Genomic DNA, 17170 nt, shown 5'->3' with positions numbered 1-17170 from the left:
CCTGCTGTTGAGGAGCGGGGGGAGTCAGTACGCGCCGAAGCGGTCGGCCAGGAAGCTGAGCGTGTCCGCCACTCGGGCCGGGACGACCGGGTGTTCCCGGGCCGTCCGTGCGAGCTCCGTGCAGCGCCGTGCGAAGACGCGTCGTGCCACGTCCGGGCGGGTGAGGGGCTCCGGCGCCCTCTCCAGCGCGAACGGTGCTCCTGCCGTCCGGCCCGGTACACCCGACGGCAGGACTGCCAACAGTTCGGCCAGGGGTTGCAGCACACCGTTCATGAGGTCGATCGAGTAGTTCATGAGCTCCGATCGCCGCAGGCTCGCGTCGGGCTGTTCGCCGAAGTGCTGGACCATGAGCTGGGCCATCATGAAGTAGGAGCCGTTGCAGAGCCGGGCGACCTCACGGGCCGTCGGTTCGACGATGACCTGCCGGATTCCGGTGCCTTCGGTCAGGGTCGGGTTACGCAGGACCGGATAGGCGAAGTCCGGGGCCGGGCGGTGACCGGGCGGCCGGTTCAGCCGCAGGTTCATCAGGAGATCCGAGATCCGCAGGAAGGCGTCGAAGTGGCATTCCTCGCTCGGGGGGTCCGCCTCCTGAGAGAGGATCTGTCCTTCGCCCTGCTCGGTGATGAAGTCGACCGCGAACAGGGCGCTGGAGAGGTCGTCGACCTCCAATTGGTAGTCCGGGTGCGCGGTGTTCACCGACTTCCGCAGAAATACGTGGTGTTCGCCGCCGCCTCTTCCCCGGTCCACCATGAAGAGCCCGGGGATGCGCTGGAGCGCCTCTCGTACGTCGGCGTAGAGATCGCTCAACGAGGCGTAGCCGGGAGGCCCCGGCCGCGGGCCGCGGACAGGGCCGCCGAGGGCGCCGTACCGGACGTCGTGGCTGATGCGGTGGGGTGACTCGATGGCGATGAACCGCTGGACACTGCCGATGTCGAGGCCTTCCAGCGAGAAGTCCAGCGGTACGAGCAGTTCGCCGTTGAGGGTGCCGAAGTCGATGGCGGGAAAGTGGAAGGGTTCACCGAGCGCCATGACGATGTTGTTGACGACGAGGAAGTGGATCATTTCCTCGCGGGCCACGCGGAGCAGGGTGTTGCGGATCCCGTCGTCGAGTGTCTTTCCGCCGTCGCCGCTGACGATCCTCAACTGCTCTTCTGTCCACTGCCCTTGCCGGACGTATTCCAGTCCGGCCCCGTGCAGTGGGAGGGAGTAGGCCGCGTAGAGGTACTGGAGGGTGACTGCCAGTTCGATCATCGCGGCGTGCCGCAGTGTCGACACCAGCTCCTGCCGAGTGGTGATGCCGCCGCCCGCGCGCGTGGTGGCCGGGCTGGTGGTGAGGACCTGGTCCGGGGTGTTGCGCACGCGGAGGTAGGCCAGCAGCAGACGGGCCTTGGGTTCCGACAGGTCGCGGGTCGGTGGCATGTAGTACGTCTTCGGCTTGTTCTCCGGGTCGGACATCTGCCAGATCAGCCGGGCGTACGTGTCCACGCGGAACTGGTCCGCCAGGCTGAAGACCTTGTCCTTCATGAAGGCGAACATGTGCTCGTAGAAGGCGAAGACCTCCGCGTGGACCAGGTCGAAGGTCACCTGGTCCTGCGGTACGTCCGCCAGCCACCAGTCGTCGGGGAGAACCCGCACCGAGAGATGTCCGGCGCCGGCCCAGTAGCCGAGCCGGTCGTCGTTGTCGTAGGCGACGGCGGCGGACCCGGGGAGCGAGGGATCGGCGGGAGGGTCCTCACCGGCCGCGGTCAGCAGAATTCTGGCGCAGCCTGGCCGCGCACCCCGCAGGACGAACGCCCCGCGCCCCCGGACGTCGGTACTGATCGTGCACTCGGCCGCCCAGTCGGTGCTCTTCACAGGGCTGTCGGGGAGGTCGGGGCGCAGCCGCACGATATCGATGTCCGTGCAGCGTGCCCGGGGTGAGCGGGCCGCCTCGTCCCGGGGCAGGGCACGGGGGTTGGCGTACTGCCGGACATGGAGGGCGTTCAGGGGGCCGGGCCTGCCCCGGATCAGGGAGAGGACGGATACACGGACGTCGTAGGTGTCGTCGTGTTCGCCGTCGGGGTGGTCGACGATGATGCACGCGTCGTCCGCCTGGATGTTGACCTCACGCTCGCTCAGCAGCGGGGTCGTTGTGCCGTCGCTGTTCCGCCTCACCAGACACAGCGCTTCGTGTTCGGCGGCATCCGCCCGCGGTTGACGAGGCACGGTCAGCACCCCGCTGGTCAGGTCCTCGGCGGCTGTCCGGGCACCCGTGGGAAGTTCGGCGACGAGATGGTCGCCGTGTGCCGTGCGCAGTTCCCAGGTCTCCCCCTCGCCGGCCCGGACGGCGAGTGTCCCCGGCGGTCCGGCGACCAGGTTGAAGGTGACATGTGCCGCTCCCACGTCGACGGTGACCTGGCGGGGTACCGGGGACGGGTGCGGGCGGGGCGGGTCCTGCGCGGTGAGCAGACGTCCTGCGGGGTACGAGCGGGGTTCGTCCGCTCGCCAGGGCGCGACGGTGCCGCGGAGCTGCCAGGTGACGGGCTGCTCGGGAACGGCCGGTGCCGGAGTGCCGTGGAGTGCGAACTGCACGACGATCCCGTCGGCCCCTGCGGTCTCCACCGCGTCTCGCAGCCGGGTCACGACAGCTGAGCGGGACGGCTGCTCCAGCCAGTGCAGCGCGCCGTCACCGGTGACCACGAACTGGTGCACCGACGAGGAGGGCAACCGGGACGCCGACGGCCGGACGTCGGCGTTGATGTGCGGGTCGAAGACCTGCCATCTGGGCGGCTGGAACCCTTCGACGTCGCCGGTGAAGAGGTATCCGACGTCGTGCGAACGGCCTTGGCGGCCGAAGCAGAACTGACCGACCATCAGCGTGGTGGTCCAGTGGGAGGACGGGTCGATGTCGAACACCCTGGCGCGGTTGGCCGTGGTGGCGAAGTACTCGTTGTAGTGGCCCCACATATCGACGTGGCCGCCGATCACGGGGTCGTCGGTGATCAGCGTTCCGGCGGAGAGTTCCGCGCCGACCATGCGTGCGTCCACGGCGAAGTGGCCGCTGCCACCGAAGTTCTGGCCCTTGGCCGGTCCGGGCCCCGGATCTGTCCTGTCCAGGATGTCGTGGTACTCACCGGCCGGGCGGTCCGCCGGGAACGGCCGGCCGTTGGGGGTGAGGGCGGTGTTCGTCGCGAGATCGACCAGTCCGCCGCGCGGTCCGGTGGGCAGTTGGGTCGTGGCGGTTCCGGCGAAGTGCAGCCGCGGGAGATCGAAGAGGCTCATGCCTCCGCCCCCGACGCGCTGTGGCGGCCGGCGACGGCTCTCTCGCTCGCGCCGGGCTGGTAGAGATCGATCTCCCGCACGACGTTGTCGGCCGACTCGATCGCGCCCTCGATCCAGGCGGGAAATGTGGAGCAGTGTTCACCGGCGAAGAACAGCCGTCCTTGCCGGCGAGCCGCAGAGGCCCGTTCCGCCTCACACGTGGCGATGTCCTTCCCCCAGCGGACGGCAGCCGCCCCCATGCTCGACGGAGCACTGCCCCACACCTGATCCACTACGCCGAGGATCATGCCGTCCTGCCGCAACTGCGGGTGTACCGCGGTCAGTTCGTCCAGCACGGTGGCGAGGCGGGCGCGGCGCCCGAGAGCACCGAGCACGTCGGCGTCGTCACCGATGGTGTAACTGGCCAGCAGGGCCGCGCCGAGCGCGGGGTCGCTCTCGGTCGGAGGGTAGTAGGTCTGGCGGATCAGGCCCCCGGTGAAGGATCCACCGCCGGTGATGCCGTCCGCCTCCCAGAACGGCTCCCTGCAGTGGAAGGCGACTTTGGTGGCGGACCAGTAGCTCATGTCGTGGACGATCGCCCGTTTGTCGTCGTCGAATCCGACCAGGTCCATGGTCCGCAGTACGGAGAAGGGAATGGTGCACAGCACGTAGTCGCACGTCTTGGTGACCGTGCCGAATCCACGCCGCATCCGGAGGACGACGTCGTCGTCCCGTAGTTCGATCCCGACCACTTCCTGGCCGCAGCCGATCGGCCCTTGGATCCGGTCACGGAGCTCGTGAACCATCTGGTCCATTCCGCCCTGCAGCCGCACGAGGCTGGAACTGGTCTCGTTGACGATGTCCTCGACGAAGCGGTACAGCCTGCCCGTGCACCCCGCCTGGATCTGCGGGTGGTCCGCGAACAGGGAATGCAGGTCGATCCGGTCCTTGCCCGGTCCGTACACATAGGGCGCGAGGTCGATTCCTTCGACCAGTCCGAGGATTTCGCGGTCCAGTCCGTTCTGGATACTGTCACGGAAGCTCTTGGGTGCGATGGCGTTCACCCGTACGGACAGCCAAGCGGCGAAGAGCACCGTCGCATCGCTGTACTCGCGCTCCGGCAGGCGCAGTCTCAGCTCCTGTACGAGAGCCGGTGAGGCGTCATGTATCCGCTGGTGCCCCGAGTGTGTCTCCAGGTACCCGGTGTCGTCCTGGAACAGCGTCTTGAACTCCCTTACCCGGTCGGCCAGTCCGAGTTCGCGCACATAATGCATGGTGCGGTGGTGGGTGGCCGGCACCCGCATGGCGCCGAGTTCCACCGAGGGCCCCGGGCGGTCGGGCAGGAATCGGTGAGTGCGTACCCTGCCGCCGAGTTGCAGTCTCCCCTCCAGCATTTCGACGGTGTGGCCACGCCGTTCGAGTTCGTACGCCGCCACCAAGCCGGATATGCCGGCACCGATGATGGTGATCCGTTTCTTCGTCCCGGCCCGTGAGGAGCGGGACTGCCCAGAGCTCTGTGACGGCATGCTAAGCATTCGCACCAACTTCCTCGATCACGTTCGCCGCCCATTGTTGAGGCCGGTCAGTCTCTGCCACATCCCCAGTTCGGGTGGGGACACGGGTAGTTGATGCATGGTCCGTCGCGGCCGATCCTCCAACAGCACGGGCGGCACCCCGCACGACCGGACGGTTTATCGGTCGCCGCCCCGGAAGGACTCCGGATTCGGGCCATGCTGAGGCCCACACGCTCGTGGTGGATTCCGATGGCCTGGCGAAAGCCGGCGAGAGGGGGCAGCAGTGGGGCACGCTGCACAAGACGGCCTCGGCAACCTGGACTCATGTCGCACCGCACCACAATTCCCGGTGGGCGGCGCACTGCCGGAGCGGACCGAAAGCGGGATGCCCGAGACGCTGGAACGGGCGGTATTCGGCATGCACGCCACCCATGCCGTTCACTTGGCCGACCGGCATGGCGTATTCGCGTTTCTGATCGAGCACGGAGCGAGCAGTACCGGGAAGATCGCCGCCGGCACCGGGGCCGCCGAGGAGACTCTCGGCCGGCTACTCATCGCGCTCCGTGCGTTCGGGGTCCTGGACGAGGACAGCCACGGCCGGTACCTGGTGCCCACGGAATCCGCTCCGTATCTGGACCCGGCCCATTCCCGCTATGCCGGCGCGTTCGTCGGGCATCTCGTCACCAGCACCGCCGGTCGGATGCCGCAGCTGGACGCCTATCTGTCACAAGGCAAGGCGTCGGTGGACGCAGCGCTCCCCGCCCCCTTCGAGGCGATGTACGCGGACGCCGGGTCGGTGGCCGACTTTCTCCGTGCCATGTGGCAGTTGAGCTTCGACGTCTCGGGTGAACTGGTGGAGCTCGCCGGGCTGCGTGGGGTCCGCCGACTGGTGGATGTCGGCGGGGCGAACGGTCCGTTCTCGGTCTCCGCGCTGCTCCGTACGCCGGCGCTCCACGCCACCGTCTTCGACCTGCCGCATGTGGCACCTCACCTCGCGCGGACCCGGGAGGACTACGGCCTCGGCGACCGGCTCTCCTTCGCACCCGGGGACTTCTTCCGCGACCAGCTGCCCGGGGGTGACTGCCTCGCCTTCGGTTACATCCTCTCCGACTGGGACGACGCCACCTGTCTGGAGCTGCTGCGCAAGGCGCATCGGGCCTGCGAACCCGGCGGTCGGGTGCTGGTGATGGATCGGCTCTTCGACGACGACGGTCACCGACCGCTGGCCACGGCGGTGATGAACCTCTCCATGCACGTCGAAACCCGGGGCCGGCACCGAACCGCTGGTGAATTCCTGGATCTGCTGCACGCATCGGGCTTCGTCGACTGCGAGGTGCGCCGCTCCAGCCGCGAGAAGCACCTTGTCGTCGGCCGTTCAGCAGAGGACGGGGGCTGACCCATGCACGGCACGCCGACCGAGCCGACCGGACCGAGCCTGCCCGGCGACGCCGAGAACATAGCCAGACTCCAGAGCACCCGCGGCCGGGCCGCGCTGACCGAATCCGAGCGCGATCGACTGGCGGGATCGTACGAGGCCGTGGCGGTGGACAGCCACGCAACGGAAGCGGAAACGATCCGGTTGCTGACCCGGCCGTTCAGCCGGAGTGAGCGGATTCCCGAGTACTACCGCTACACCAGTCTCCATGTCTACGACTGGTTCCTCGCACCGTACGGGGAGGATCCGGTCGCGGCCGTGACTCTTGCCATGCGCGCGACCCTCGCCGATCTGGCCGCCTGGGAACAGGCGCGGGAAGATGTCCGGCCCGGCGCTCTTCCCTACCTGCCGGAGCGACTTGCCCGGCTGCACGCGGTGATCGGGCAGGTGGACGACGTGGTCATCAACCCGGTGGGGCCGGTGCACGGGGCCGATGTCGCCCACGGTGCCGGGACCGACGCGGCTTTGCGGTGGCGGCTGTACGTACTCACCCGGTGCACGGCGTTCACGCAATCCGATGACGACAACGAGCACATCTTTCTGCGCTCCGTTCATGCGTGCGAACTCGCTTTCTATCTTTCCCGGTGGACCGCCTGTCGGGCGATCGTCGCCATGGACTCCGGCGACCGGGAGGAAGCCCAGTTCCGTATCGGTCAGGTGGCTGCGTGCTCCGAGCTGATCAAGGGGATTTTCCATGCCCTCAGGACGCTCTCGCCCGAGCAGTTCATGAACTTCCGAGAGGCCACCGGGGCTGCCAGCGCGGTGCAGTCATTGAATTTCCACCTGATGGAGTTGGCGCTGTTCGGATACGACCCCCGGAAATCCGAGGTGTTCGAACGAATCGATCATCTGCGCATGTTGAACGATCCACCCTATCGGGCCCATTGGTCACTCCGGGGAGCTGTTCTGGCCTCTGATTCCCCGGAGTTGAGCGCCGCATTCGCTACGGTGGAGCGTTCACTGATGACCTGGCGGGGACGGCACTACGGCTTCGGCCGACTGTATCTTCCCCGTCAACTCAAGGGATCCGGTGGGACCGAAGGAGCGGGGTACCTGAAAAGGTTCGTGGACAAAGACAGTTGCCTCCCCGGAACGCCGGGACCGCTCAATGAGGCCATGTTCCGCTTCGCCCTCCGGTAAAACTCGATCCCCCTACTCCCCCGTCCCGAGAAACGACACCACAACAACAGGAGCCATTCCGTGACCACTTCTCCGGTACTGTCCGCCGAGGTCGCCCGTCGAGTCCTGGACGCCGCACTGGCACAGGCAGCGAACCTGAAGGTCGCCGTCACCGTCGCTGTCGTGGACAGCGGCGGCAATCTCCAGACTCTCGCCCGTATGGACACCGCCACGTTCTGGTCCACGAACGTCGCCACCCACAAGGCGATCACGGCAGCCGGGCTCGGCTTGCCCACGGTGGCCTTCGCCAAGTTCGCCGCGCAGGACCCCATCCTGCTCGCCACCATGGCCACACAGCCGGGTTCCGCGCTGCTCCCCGGCGGCATCCCGATCTTCGTCGACGGAGCGATCGCGGGAGCCATCGGTGTGGCCGGCGGGACCAAGGGCGAGGACGAGCCCATCGCTGAGGCGGGTGCGGCTGCCGCGGCGGGCTGACCCGAGTACGTACAGCGTCTCCCTCCCGCGAACCACGGGAGGGAGACGCCGCTCTGCACCACGTGCCCGTCCGCGTCGGCTGCGGCGGTGCCCGGACGGAAAGCAGCCGGACAGACCGCACTGATCCGCGCCATGACGGCGATGGCGGTCGCGACGGGTATCCATGAGTTCCGGAAGCCGGAACCGGGGCGTGGCCGTGCGGCAGCACGCCGAGCAAGCCGCCGAAGTGGTCGCCGTGCGATGCGTGTAGATCAGCCCGGTCATGGGGCGGTCACCGCGGTGTTCGCGGTACAGCGCGAGCGCCGCCGACGCGGTCTCGGCGGAGATCAGGGGGTCGATGACGACGACACCTGTGTCGCCCTCGACCAGTGTCAGGTTCGACAGGTCCAGGTTCCGGACCTGGTAGAGACCTGGTAGATGCCGTCGATCACCTCGAACAGGCTCTGTTTAAGCCCCGCTCCGCGTCGTCGAAGTCTGACCTGTCGGCATGGTCGAATTCGCCCACATGCCACAAATGGGCTGACTTTCCCGATTTACACATCTCCTCGAGGGGAGGAAGGCGGCTTCGGATCGCGTACGGATCCCCGTATCCGGAGCCGCCCGGCTCGCCCGCGCGTTCCGGTCGGCTATCCTCGGGCCGCTGTTGATGTCCGGGGGCTCCGAGTCTGTCCAGAGGCCCCACGACGAAAGGACCGTCATGGAGCTGGCCGCAGAGGACCGCGACGCGATCACCGATCTGATCTCCATGCACGGCCATCTGATCGACGCGGGAGAACTGGACCGCCTGGAAGAACTGTTCACCGCCGATGTGGTGTACGACGTCACGGACTTCGGCCAGGCCCCACTGCGGGGAGTAGCAGCCATCAAGCAGGCGGCGCTCGCGCTCGGCGAGGCGAACCCGGTAGCTCACCATGTGACGAACATCGTCCTCACACCGGCGACCGGGGACCTGGTGCACGCCCGGTCGAAGGGGATCGGCGTGAACGCGGACGGAACATGCGGAAGCGCTACGTACGAGGACACGATCGTCCGCGGTCCACAGGGCTGGCGCATCACTCACCGCACGGTCCTCGCCCGGCGCAAGCCTCTGGGGGCATGACGCGGCGGTCAGTGGTCGTTCGGTCCGGCGCGGGCCCGGCCCGGCCTGTTGCTCTCTGCCAAGGGAGTTGTCGTACCCCGCTGGCATGATGCAGATCATGACTGCAAGCGAGCGCACCATGCCCCCGTTGAACGGCGATGAGCGGACCACGCTGGAGAGTTGGCTCGACTTCTACCGCGACACGCTCGCGATGAAATGCCAGGACCTCGACGAAGAGCAGCTGCGACAGGCTTCCGTGGCGCCGTCGTCCCTCACCCTGCTCGGCCTCGTCCAGCACATGGCGGAGGTGGAGCGGAACTGGTTCCGCCGCGTGCTGGTCGGGGAAGAAGCCCCGCCGATCTATCCGTCCGAATCCGACTCCGACTCCGGCCGGTCCGACGGCAGGTTCGACGGCGGGTTCGACCTCACCGACGACGGCTCCTTCAGGACAGCCCTCGCCACCTGGCACACCGAGGTCTCGCTGGCTCGCGGCAACTGCGCCTCACGCGCACTGGACGGCACCAGCCCCTACATGGGAGGCGAGGTGACGCTGCGCTGGATCTACGTTCATATGATTGCCGAATACGCCCGGCACAACGGCCACGCCGATCTCGTCCGCGAACGCATCGACGGCCGCACCGGCGTCTGACAGCGGGTGTCCGACCACCACTTGCACTGGAGTACGTGTGCCCGAGTTCGCCCGACCCCCGCTCTTCCGCCGCAGGGGCGCAGTCGTCGGCATGGCGGTGGTCTCCGTAGCCGCTCTCGGAGCGGGTCTGTTGCTGTGCCACACCCTGGCCGGCAGCTCTCCCGACGATGCGGCCCCCGCCGCGGAGAAACCGGCCCGGTCCGTGGTCGCACCCACGGCCGGTATGGCCTTCGACTACCAGATCGGAGGCGCCTACCCGCCGCCGGCCGGGACGGAGGCCGTCGCCCGGGACCGTGGTGACAAGCCTGCCGAAGGCCTGTACAACGTCTGCTACGTCAACGCCTTCCAGGCTCAACCCGACGCGCTGGACTGGTGGGAACACCACCATCCGGACCTGCTGCTGCGCGACGACGACGGCAGACCGGTCACGGACGAGGACTGGGACGAGGCGCTGCTGGACACCTCGACGGCCGCCCACCGCGCCCAGCTCGCGGAGATCGTGGGTGGTTGGATCGACGGCTGCGCGGCGCACGGCTTCCAAGCCGTCGAGCCGGACAATCTCGACTCGTACGAGCGCGCGGAGGGCGGGCTGTCCCGGGCGGACAACGCTGCCTTCGCCAGGCTGCTGGCCCGGCGTGCGCACAGCGCCGGGCTCGCGATCGGCCAGAAGAACACCGCCGATCTCACCTCCGAGCACGTCGGGATCGGATTCGACTTCGCCGTGGCGGAGGAATGCGGTCACTACGACGAATGCGGCACGTACGCCAAGGCCTACGCCGATCGCGTGTTCGTCATCGAGTACAGCAGGAGCGACTTCGACAAGAGCTGTTCCGCGTGGGGGTCGAAGCTGTCCGTCGTGAACCGTGACATCGATGTGCGCCGTGCCGGTCGGAAGGGTTACGTCTTCCGGTCCTGCTGACGGGGCCGAGGTTCTGTTTCGCGCGGGGCCGCTCAGCGCCGTCCGGTGGTGCGGCGGCCGGTTCCCGGTGGGCGCGGAGAAATGCGGATGTCCGTGTCGGGGACGCCCTGTATGGTCCCGCTCGTGGAACCGCTCAGTGAGAATCAGATCCGCTCGTCGTTCGTCAACTGCACGAAGGGCGAGGCAAGCCGGCTTCGGCTCCCTCTCGACTTCGGCGAGTTGCCGTGGCCGGACCTGGACTTCCTCGGCTGGGTCGATCCTGGAGCCCCGTTGCGGGCCCATGTCGTCGTACCTCGGGAATCCGGCCCGATCGGCGTGACCTTCCGGGTCCCCGGAGCCAAGTCGGCCAGCGCCGTGAAGTCCAGCATCTGCCAGGTCTGCCTGACCAGCCACGCCTCGTCCGGTGTGAACCTTCTCGTGGCACCCCTGGCGGGTAAACGGGGGCGGGAGGGCAACTCCGTGGGCATCTACCTCTGCGAGGACCTCGCGTGCTCGCTGTACATCCGCGGCAAGCGGCAGCCCAAACTCCGGGCGGGCCGTTACGAGGAGACACTCACTCTGGAAGAGAGGGTGACCCGCACCATGGACAACCTCAACGGCTTCGTCGCGAAGGTCGCCGGACCCTCGGTCTGAGGCCGGGGCGGGGCGGGGCGGGGCTCGGGGCGAATTCGCCGAGGGCAGAACGCTGCTGTCGCCCTGCCGGGCACATCGCTCCTAGTCTGGAGGAGTGAGCAGCCACGCGTCGAACCAAGCCCGCGTCCTTCCTCTGCGCCCGGTTGTCGCCGCCGCGCCGGTGCCGCCCTCCGAGGCCAAGGAGCCGCTGTGGCGTGACGTCGTGGGTGACGTCCTGCGTCGCGAGCGTCTCGCCCAGGAACGCACGCTGAAGGATGTGGCCGACGCGGCCCGGATCTCGATGCCGTACCTCTCCGAGTTGGAGCGCGGGCGCAAGGAGGCCTCGTCCGAAGTCCTCGCGGCTGCGGCCCGCGCCCTCGGGCTGGGACTCGGTGACCTCCTCGCCCTGGGCCAGCGCGAGCTGGCCCGCCTCACCGGTCCCGCCCGGCCGGGACACGCCGGGCCCCGCACCGCCCCGGCCCCCGTCACCTCGGCGCCCGGCCGCAGTTCCGGACGCGCTCTCGCTTCGGGCGGCCGGGACGGCGCCGTGACCTCCGTGACGCGGCTGAGCAGCCGTTACGCCGGACCGTCCGCCGTGTCCCGGCAGGGGAACGTGCGCCTGGCCGCCTGACCGCGCCCCTCCCGGAGCCCCGGCCGGCGCCGCGTCTCAGAATCGCCCTCCGGCGCGCCGGCTGAGGACCTGGTCGGCGAGGCCGTACGCCACGGCATCGTGCGCGGTGAAGACCTTGTCCCGGTCCATGTCCGCGCGGAGTGTCGCGATGTCGTGGTGGGTGTGCCGGGCCAGGACGTCCTCGATCTCGGAGCGGATCCGGAGCATCTCCTTGGCCCGCAGGCTGAGGTCCGAGACCGTCCCCTGCTGACCGCCGCTCGCCGGCTGTCCCAGCAGCACCCTGGCGTGGTCCAGGACGAAGCGCCGTCCCGGGTCTCCCCCGGCCAGGAGTACCGCAGCGGTCGAGGCCGCCTGCCCGACACAGAACGTCGAGACGGGTGAGGTGATGAAGGTCATCGTGTCGTAGATCGCCATGAGCGAAGTGACGGATCCGCCGGGCGAGTTGATGTAGATCGCGATCTCCGTGTCGGGGCTCGACGACTCCAGGTGGAGGAGTTGCGCGATCACCACGTTCGCGACGCCGTCGTCGATCTCGGTGCCGAGGAAGATGATCCGCTCGGAGAGCAGCCGGCTGTAGATGTCGTACGCCCGCTCGCCCTGCGCGGTCCGTTCGACGACCGTGGGAATCGTGTACTGGCTCATGTCAGAGTCCGATCCGTCGCTGCGTACCGGCCGGCCGGACGTCGTCCAGCGACTCGACGACATGGTCGACCATTCCGTACTCCTTGGCCTGCTCGGCCGTGAACCACCGGTCGCGGTCACCGTCCCGGGAGATCGTCTCCTCGTTCTGGCCGGTGTGCTCGGCCGTGATCCGTTCGATGGCCTTCTTGGTGAATTCGAGGTTCTCCGCCTGGATCGCGATGTCGGCGGCCGTCCCGCCGATCCCGGCCGACGGCTGGTGCATCATGATCCGCGCGTTCGGCAGCGCGAAGCGCTTCCCGGGCTCCCCGACCGTGAGCAGGAACTGGCCCATGCTCGCGGCGAATCCCATCGCGAGGGTGGAGACGTCGTTCGGGATCAGCCGCATCGTGTCGTAGATCGCCAGCCCGGCTGTCACCGAGCCGCCGGGGCTGTTGATGTACAGGCTGATGTCGCTCCGCGGGTCCTCCGCCGAGAGGAGCAGGAGCTGGGCGCAGACCCGGTTCGCGGAGACCTCGTCGACCTGGGTGCCGAGGAAGACGATCCGCTGCATGAGAAGTTGCGCGGCCAGATGGTCGTCGAACCGTGTCGCGGGGGTGTCTTCCTCGCTCGCCCGCGGGGCGGGTGCGGGGTCCGCGCCGGTGATGAGAGTGCGCATCGGTCCTCCTTGTGGTGGTGCGGCTGCCGTTGCCGCGCTCCTCACCACTCTCGGTCCGATCGGGCGTCCACCTCGGCTTTCTCGGCCCGCAGCAGATTCGCTGAGGGCAGAGCGACGGCCCACGCCGGACGGACGGCGTGGGCCGTGGCACTGCTCAGGGCCCCTCTGGAGGTGCGGCGTCCGGCTGTTCAGACCTGCGAGCGGTAGAGGCCGAACTCAGCGATGTGCGCGGGCAGTCGGGAGCCCGTCACGCGCAGCCGCCACTGCTGGGCGGTGACCGGGGCGGGCAGCAGGACGATGCGGTTCGCGCCGATGGTCCCGACTTCGGCGATCTGCGTCCACCCCTGTGCCGTACGGGCCTCGACGACGACCTGTTCGACCTGCTGACCGTGGTGGATGTCCTCGGCGAGGCGGATCCGGTCGACCTCGCGGGAACGGCCGAGGTCCACGTACAGGGTGCCCTTCGACGCGGCGGGCGCGGTCCATGCGGTGTCCGGGTCCCCGTCGACCGCGCGGGCCGGGGAGCGCCCGTCGCCCCAGGCCCGCGTCCGGTGCGCGAGGTCCTCGGGCAGTTCGCTGCCGATGCGCTCGTGGAAGGCCCGCAGCACGGCGACGTCCGCTGCGGGGAGTTGGCCCTGCTGGTCCGGTGGGATGTTCAGCAGCAGGACGGAGTTGCGGCCGACCGATCTCATGTAGATGTCGGTGAGCTGCTCGACCGTCTTGGGCTGCTGGTCCGCGTGGTAGAACCAGCCGGGCCTGATGGAGACATCGCACTCGGCCGGCCACCACTGAAGGTACTGCGCCACGGACCGCGACGCGGCGAGCGCGTCACGGCTGCCCTGGTCGGGGGCGTCGTAGGCGAGGGCGTAGTCGGTGCGGCCGTAGTCCGTCTCCGCCACCGGGATGGTGCTCCACTCGTTCTCGCGTGCCAGCCCGCCCTCGTTGCCGACCCAGCGCACGTCGGGGCCGGACACCGCGATGGAGGCGCCGGGGGCGAGGGCGCGGACGACCTCGTACCAGCTGTCCCAGTCGTAGCGCTCGACCTTCTCCGGGGGGATCCGGCCCTGTGCTCCGTCGAACCAGACCTCGTCGACCGGCCCGTACTCGGTGAGTACTTCGTAGAGCTGGTTGAGCATGTGGGCGCCGTAGTCGGTGGCCTGGAGCTCGAAGGTCCGCAGCTTCTTTCCTGCCCGGTCGTCCCCGTCGACGAGGGCGGGGACCGTGCGGGTGGTGCGGGCGCTGCCGTTGGCGTAGACGCCGTGCAGGTACTGGTTCTCGTCGGCCGGGGAGATGTAGACGCCGACCTTGATCCCGTGGGCCCGCATGGAGTCGGCGAAGGAGCGCAGTACGTCACCCCCGCCGCTGCGCCAGCTGCTGGAGGCGACGCTGTGTTCCGTGTAGCGGGAGGGGTAGAGGACGAAGCCGTCGTGGTGCTTGACGGTGAGGATGGCCAGCTCGAAGCCGCCGTCCCGCAGCGCCCGTGCCCACTGGTCGGTGTCGAGTCCGACCGGCTGGAACACATCGGGGTCCTCGTCGCCGGTGCCCCATTCGAGGCCGGTGAAGGTGTTCACCCCGAAGTGCAGGAAGGCCGTCTTCTCCAGGCGCTGCCAAGCTATCTGACGCTCCGTCGGGCGGAGTCGGGCCGCCTTGGCGACGAGTTGGTCCGGGGTGTCGTCCGGGCCGACCGGGATCCGGTAGCCCGGTTCGACAGGTACGGAGCGGACCCGGGCCGCAGCCCAGGCGTCCGGGCCGAGCAGGGACGTACCGGCCGTGGTGGAGACTGCGGCGAGTGCGGTGACGAAGAGGCGGCGGCTGAGAGCCATGGGCGGGTCCTCCGGTGTCAGTGAGCGTGAGACGCGGGTTCCTGTTCCGTATTCATCGGATGTTCTACGGAATGCAGCCTCTCAACTCCCGCCCACCGTCGGGGTGTCGAATGAGAAGAGTCCATCTGCCCGTTCGGAAAGTCCATCCCGCGACGGCTCCCCGAGAGACCACTCTCGACGTGAACATGCCATCATCCACGTTCGACGGAGGAGACACCGTGCTCCGTGTCAAAGCACTCTGCACCATCGCCGTACTCGCGCTCGCCGCCTGTCTGGGCTTGGCCGGGCCCGCTCAGGCAGGCGGTTCGACCCCCGGCACCTACACCAACTACGGCTTCCCGTCCGGGACCACTTCCCTCACGGATGTCACCTTCGCCACGACCGTGCAGTCCGACCCCGGGCGTGGCAATGTCTTCTGGTCGCACCAGTTCGGCTTCACCAATGGAGTCGGCGGATACATCGGACAACAGCGCTGGCGCACCGGGAACGGAATGTTCCTGTTCTCGCTCTGGGGCTCCACCGCCGCCAAGGCCGGCTCGGCAGGTACGTACTGCCAGACCTTCGACGAGAGCGGCACCGGATACACCTGCCGCTCCGAGCAGAAGTTCACGGCCGGGCACCGTTACGCGTACCACATCGAGCCCGCCGCAACCGACGGCTGGTACCAGGCGACGATCTCCGACACCACGGCCGGGACCTCGTTCGTCCTCGGCAGCCTTCAGATCGGTTCGGGCGCGCAGGTGGCCGCGGGCGGGATGACCGACTGGGTGGAGTACTTCGACTGGAACAACAACGCCGCGACCTGCCAGGACGAGCCCTTCTCCCAGGCCCGTTTCGATCTGCCCACCGGAACGTCGACCAGCGGTGGCGGCGTCACGGCCTCCGTCAGCGGCACGTCGAAGAGCGGCACCTGCGACCCGTACGCCGCGGTGACCACACCCAGTGGCGGCAGTGTTCACCAGGACGGCATCGGCAACTCGTCGTCGGGGGCCATCACCGGCACGGGCGGCAAGTGCGTCGACATCACGGGCGGCAACAGCGCCGACGGCACCCCGCTGGAGCTGTGGACGTGCAGCGGCGGCGACATGCAGAACTGGGTACTCGCCGGTGACGGCACGGTGCACGCGTTCTTCAAGTGCATGGCCGTCAGCGGCACGGACGTCCAGCTCAAGTCCTGTGACGGTTCCACCGCCCAGCAGTGGAAGCGCACGGGGAACACCCTGGTCAACACGGGATCGGGGAAGTGTCTCGACGCCTCGGGCGGCGGCAGCGCCGACGGCACCGAGCTGATCGTGTACACCTGCCAGGGCAGCGCCAACCAGCAGTGGAACACCCCTGCCTGAGGGCCCTCACACCCTTCGTGACGAGCACCCGGCCGTGGTGCACCGCGCGCTGCGCGGCGGGCACCGTGGCCGGGTGCTCGTCACTGCCGGGAGGTCAGTTGTCAGCAGTCGGGATCCTGCCGGCCTCCTGCCCCTTGAGCCCGGGGAGATAGCGCCCGATCAGGAACTTGTACACCGCGGCCCCGAGCACACCACCGATCAGCGGGCCGACGATGGGGACCCAGAAGTAGAGATTGCCGTACTGGTCCCGCCAGGCGCCCCGGTACCCGGTGATGAAGCTCGCGAACCGGGGTCCGAGGTCACGTGCGGGGTTGATGGCGTATCCGGCGTCGGCGCCGAACGCCATGCCGATCGCCACGATGAGCAGCCCGATGAGCAGCGGTCCCAGGTTGGCGAGGGGCGGGTCGTTCAGTGCGTCGGTCAGTGCGAAGAGCACGAAGAGCAGGATCGCGGTACCGATGATCTGGTCGCGCAGGGCGCCCCATTCACTCACCGGCAGGGTTCCGTTCCCCGGCAGCGTGGAGAAGACGAACTGTGTCTTCAGAGTGTGCCCGGGGTCGAACTTCGCCAGCACCTCCGTGTAGTTCCAGCGGACCAGCAGAGCGGCGGCGAACGCACCGGCGGTCTGCGCTGTCACAAAGGGAACGACCTTGCGCCAGGAGAATCCCCTGAAGACGGCGAAGGCGAGCGTGACCGCGGGGTTGATGTGGGCGCCGCTGATCCGGCCCGCGACATAGACGCCGAAGGTGACACCCAGGCCCCAGGCCCAGGCGATGCTGTCGTGGTCTCCCAGACCCGCCGCGACCACCTGGGCGACGACTCCCGCCCCGAAAAGGATGAGGATGAACGTGCCCGCGAATTCCGCGGACAGCTCTTTGACCAGACCCGTTCTCTTCAGGCCTTTTGCCATGAACATCTGCCTCCAGACGGTCCGGGCCGAGCAGTGCGGCCGAAAGCAAGGGGACGGGCCGCGGACTGATACCGAATCACCGAAGCTCTCGCCGGTGTGCCCATT

At 68.4% G+C, this 17170-nt stretch carries 14 protein-coding genes and 2 pseudogenes; 9 read left to right on the top strand and 7 right to left on the bottom strand.

The annotated features are described in order from the left end of the window. Positions 1-24: 24 nt before the first annotated feature. Together OG709_RS33090 and OG709_RS33085 are read right to left on the bottom strand one after the other, a co-directional pair. The gene (locus OG709_RS33090; protein ID WP_329168774.1) at positions 25-3261 is read right to left on the bottom strand and encodes a ferritin-like domain-containing protein; all 3237 of its coding nucleotides are present in this window, start codon (positions 3259-3261) and stop codon (positions 25-27) included. Further along, on the bottom strand, positions 3258-4766 hold the full coding sequence (locus tag OG709_RS33085) for a flavin monoamine oxidase family protein (protein WP_266645602.1): 1509 nt from the start codon (positions 4764-4766) through the stop codon (positions 3258-3260). The genes OG709_RS33090 and OG709_RS33085 overlap by 4 nt, the downstream gene beginning before the upstream one ends. Positions 4767-5139: 373 nt before the next feature. On the opposite strand from OG709_RS33085, the gene OG709_RS33080 reads away from it, so the two are divergent. The 3 genes from OG709_RS33080 to OG709_RS33070 are packed head-to-tail and all read left to right on the top strand — an operon-like array spanning position 5140 to position 7803. Further along, positions 5140-6150 (top strand): methyltransferase, encoded by a 1011-nt coding sequence (locus tag OG709_RS33080; RefSeq protein ID WP_329168772.1) that lies wholly within the window; start codon positions 5140-5142, stop codon positions 6148-6150. Between the two features lie 3 nt (positions 6151-6153). Then, entirely contained in the window at positions 6154-7329 is a 1176-nt protein-coding gene (locus tag OG709_RS33075) for a tryptophan 2,3-dioxygenase family protein (RefSeq protein WP_329168771.1), read from the top strand. Between the two features lie 60 nt (positions 7330-7389). After that, positions 7390-7803 carry a GlcG/HbpS family heme-binding protein gene (locus OG709_RS33070; protein WP_250301659.1) on the top strand — a complete coding sequence of 138 codons (414 nt, stop codon included), beginning with the start codon at positions 7390-7392 and terminating at the stop codon, positions 7801-7803. A gap of 174 nt (positions 7804-7977) precedes the next feature. On the opposite strand, the pseudogene OG709_RS33065 reads toward OG709_RS33070, so the two are convergent. After that, a pseudogene (locus tag OG709_RS33065) lies at positions 7978-8252 on the bottom strand (MBL fold metallo-hydrolase); the annotation flags it as partial. Between the two features lie 248 nt (positions 8253-8500). Here OG709_RS33065 and OG709_RS33060 point away from each other — a divergent pair. The 5 genes and pseudogenes from OG709_RS33060 to OG709_RS33040 all read left to right on the top strand — a co-directional run. Next, positions 8501-8902, top strand: a complete 402-nt coding sequence (locus OG709_RS33060) for a nuclear transport factor 2 family protein (RefSeq protein ID WP_266645608.1) — start codon at positions 8501-8503, stop codon at positions 8900-8902. A gap of 97 nt (positions 8903-8999) precedes the next feature. Then, positions 9000-9530 (top strand): DinB family protein, encoded by a 531-nt coding sequence (locus tag OG709_RS33055; RefSeq protein ID WP_329168770.1) that lies wholly within the window; start codon positions 9000-9002, stop codon positions 9528-9530. Positions 9531-9567: 37 nt separating this feature from the next. Continuing rightward, a complete protein-coding gene (locus OG709_RS33050; RefSeq protein WP_443068564.1) occupies positions 9568-10449 on the top strand; it encodes an endo alpha-1,4 polygalactosaminidase in 882 nt (293 codons plus the stop codon). A gap of 123 nt (positions 10450-10572) precedes the next feature. Continuing rightward, positions 10573-11082, top strand: coding sequence for an FBP domain-containing protein (locus OG709_RS33045; protein ID WP_250301663.1), 510 nt, complete (start codon positions 10573-10575; stop codon positions 11080-11082). Positions 11083-11176: 94 nt separating this feature from the next. Continuing rightward, positions 11177-11560 (top strand): annotated as a pseudogene (locus OG709_RS33040) (helix-turn-helix domain-containing protein); the annotation flags it as partial. Positions 11561-11728: 168 nt separating this feature from the next. On the opposite strand, the gene OG709_RS33035 reads toward OG709_RS33040, so the two are convergent. From OG709_RS33035 to OG709_RS33025, 3 genes are all read right to left on the bottom strand, one after another. Then, on the bottom strand, positions 11729-12334 hold the full coding sequence (locus tag OG709_RS33035) for a ClpP family protease (RefSeq protein WP_250301664.1): 606 nt from the start codon (positions 12332-12334) through the stop codon (positions 11729-11731). 1 nt (position 12335) lies between these two features. Continuing rightward, positions 12336-12989, bottom strand: a complete 654-nt coding sequence (locus OG709_RS33030) for a ClpP family protease (protein ID WP_250301665.1) — start codon at positions 12987-12989, stop codon at positions 12336-12338. 188 nt (positions 12990-13177) lie between these two features. Beyond that, the gene (locus OG709_RS33025) at positions 13178-14812 is read right to left on the bottom strand and encodes an alpha-L-fucosidase (RefSeq protein ID WP_250301666.1); all 1635 of its coding nucleotides are present in this window, start codon (positions 14810-14812) and stop codon (positions 13178-13180) included. 218 nt (positions 14813-15030) lie between these two features. Here OG709_RS33025 and OG709_RS33020 point away from each other — a divergent pair, with 218 nt between their 5' ends. Beyond that, a complete protein-coding gene (locus OG709_RS33020; protein ID WP_329168767.1) occupies positions 15031-16155 on the top strand; it encodes an RICIN domain-containing protein in 1125 nt (374 codons plus the stop codon). A 94-nt stretch (positions 16156-16249) separates the two neighbouring features. Here OG709_RS33020 and OG709_RS33015 read toward each other — a convergent pair whose 3' ends face one another. Next, positions 16250-17065, bottom strand: coding sequence for an MIP/aquaporin family protein (locus OG709_RS33015; RefSeq protein ID WP_250301668.1), 816 nt, complete (start codon positions 17063-17065; stop codon positions 16250-16252). Between the last annotated feature and the right edge of the window lie 105 nt (positions 17066-17170).

This window comes from Streptomyces sp. NBC_01267, assembly GCF_036241575.1.
Taxonomy (GTDB): Bacteria; Actinomycetota; Actinomycetes; order Streptomycetales; family Streptomycetaceae; genus Streptomyces.
Note: the sequence above shows the minus strand (reverse complement) of the source record. Positions and strands in the feature narration are given on the sequence as shown.

What these genes read in the sequence shown, in the direction of transcription:
- OG709_RS33080 (WP_329168772.1), top strand. Translation starts at nt 5,140, where the DNA reads ATGCCCGAGACGCTGGAACGGGCGGTATTCGGCATGCACGCCACCCAT.
- OG709_RS33055 (WP_329168770.1), top strand. Translation starts at nt 9,000, where the DNA reads ATGACTGCAAGCGAGCGCACCATGCCCCCGTTGAACGGCGATGAGCGG.
- OG709_RS33030 (WP_250301665.1), bottom strand. Translation starts at nt 12,989, where the DNA reads ATGCGCACTCTCATCACCGGCGCGGACCCCGCACCCGCCCCGCGGGCG.
- OG709_RS33090 (WP_329168774.1), bottom strand. Translation starts at nt 3,261, where the DNA reads ATGAGCCTCTTCGATCTCCCGCGGCTGCACTTCGCCGGAACCGCCACG.
- OG709_RS33015 (WP_250301668.1), bottom strand. Translation starts at nt 17,065, where the DNA reads ATGGCAAAAGGCCTGAAGAGAACGGGTCTGGTCAAAGAGCTGTCCGCG.
- OG709_RS33085 (WP_266645602.1), bottom strand. Translation starts at nt 4,766, where the DNA reads ATGCCGTCACAGAGCTCTGGGCAGTCCCGCTCCTCACGGGCCGGGACG.
- OG709_RS33025 (WP_250301666.1), bottom strand. Translation starts at nt 14,812, where the DNA reads ATGGCTCTCAGCCGCCGCCTCTTCGTCACCGCACTCGCCGCAGTCTCC.
- OG709_RS33075 (WP_329168771.1), top strand. Translation starts at nt 6,154, where the DNA reads ATGCACGGCACGCCGACCGAGCCGACCGGACCGAGCCTGCCCGGCGAC.
- OG709_RS33060 (WP_266645608.1), top strand. Translation starts at nt 8,501, where the DNA reads ATGGAGCTGGCCGCAGAGGACCGCGACGCGATCACCGATCTGATCTCC.
- OG709_RS33035 (WP_250301664.1), bottom strand. Translation starts at nt 12,334, where the DNA reads ATGAGCCAGTACACGATTCCCACGGTCGTCGAACGGACCGCGCAGGGC.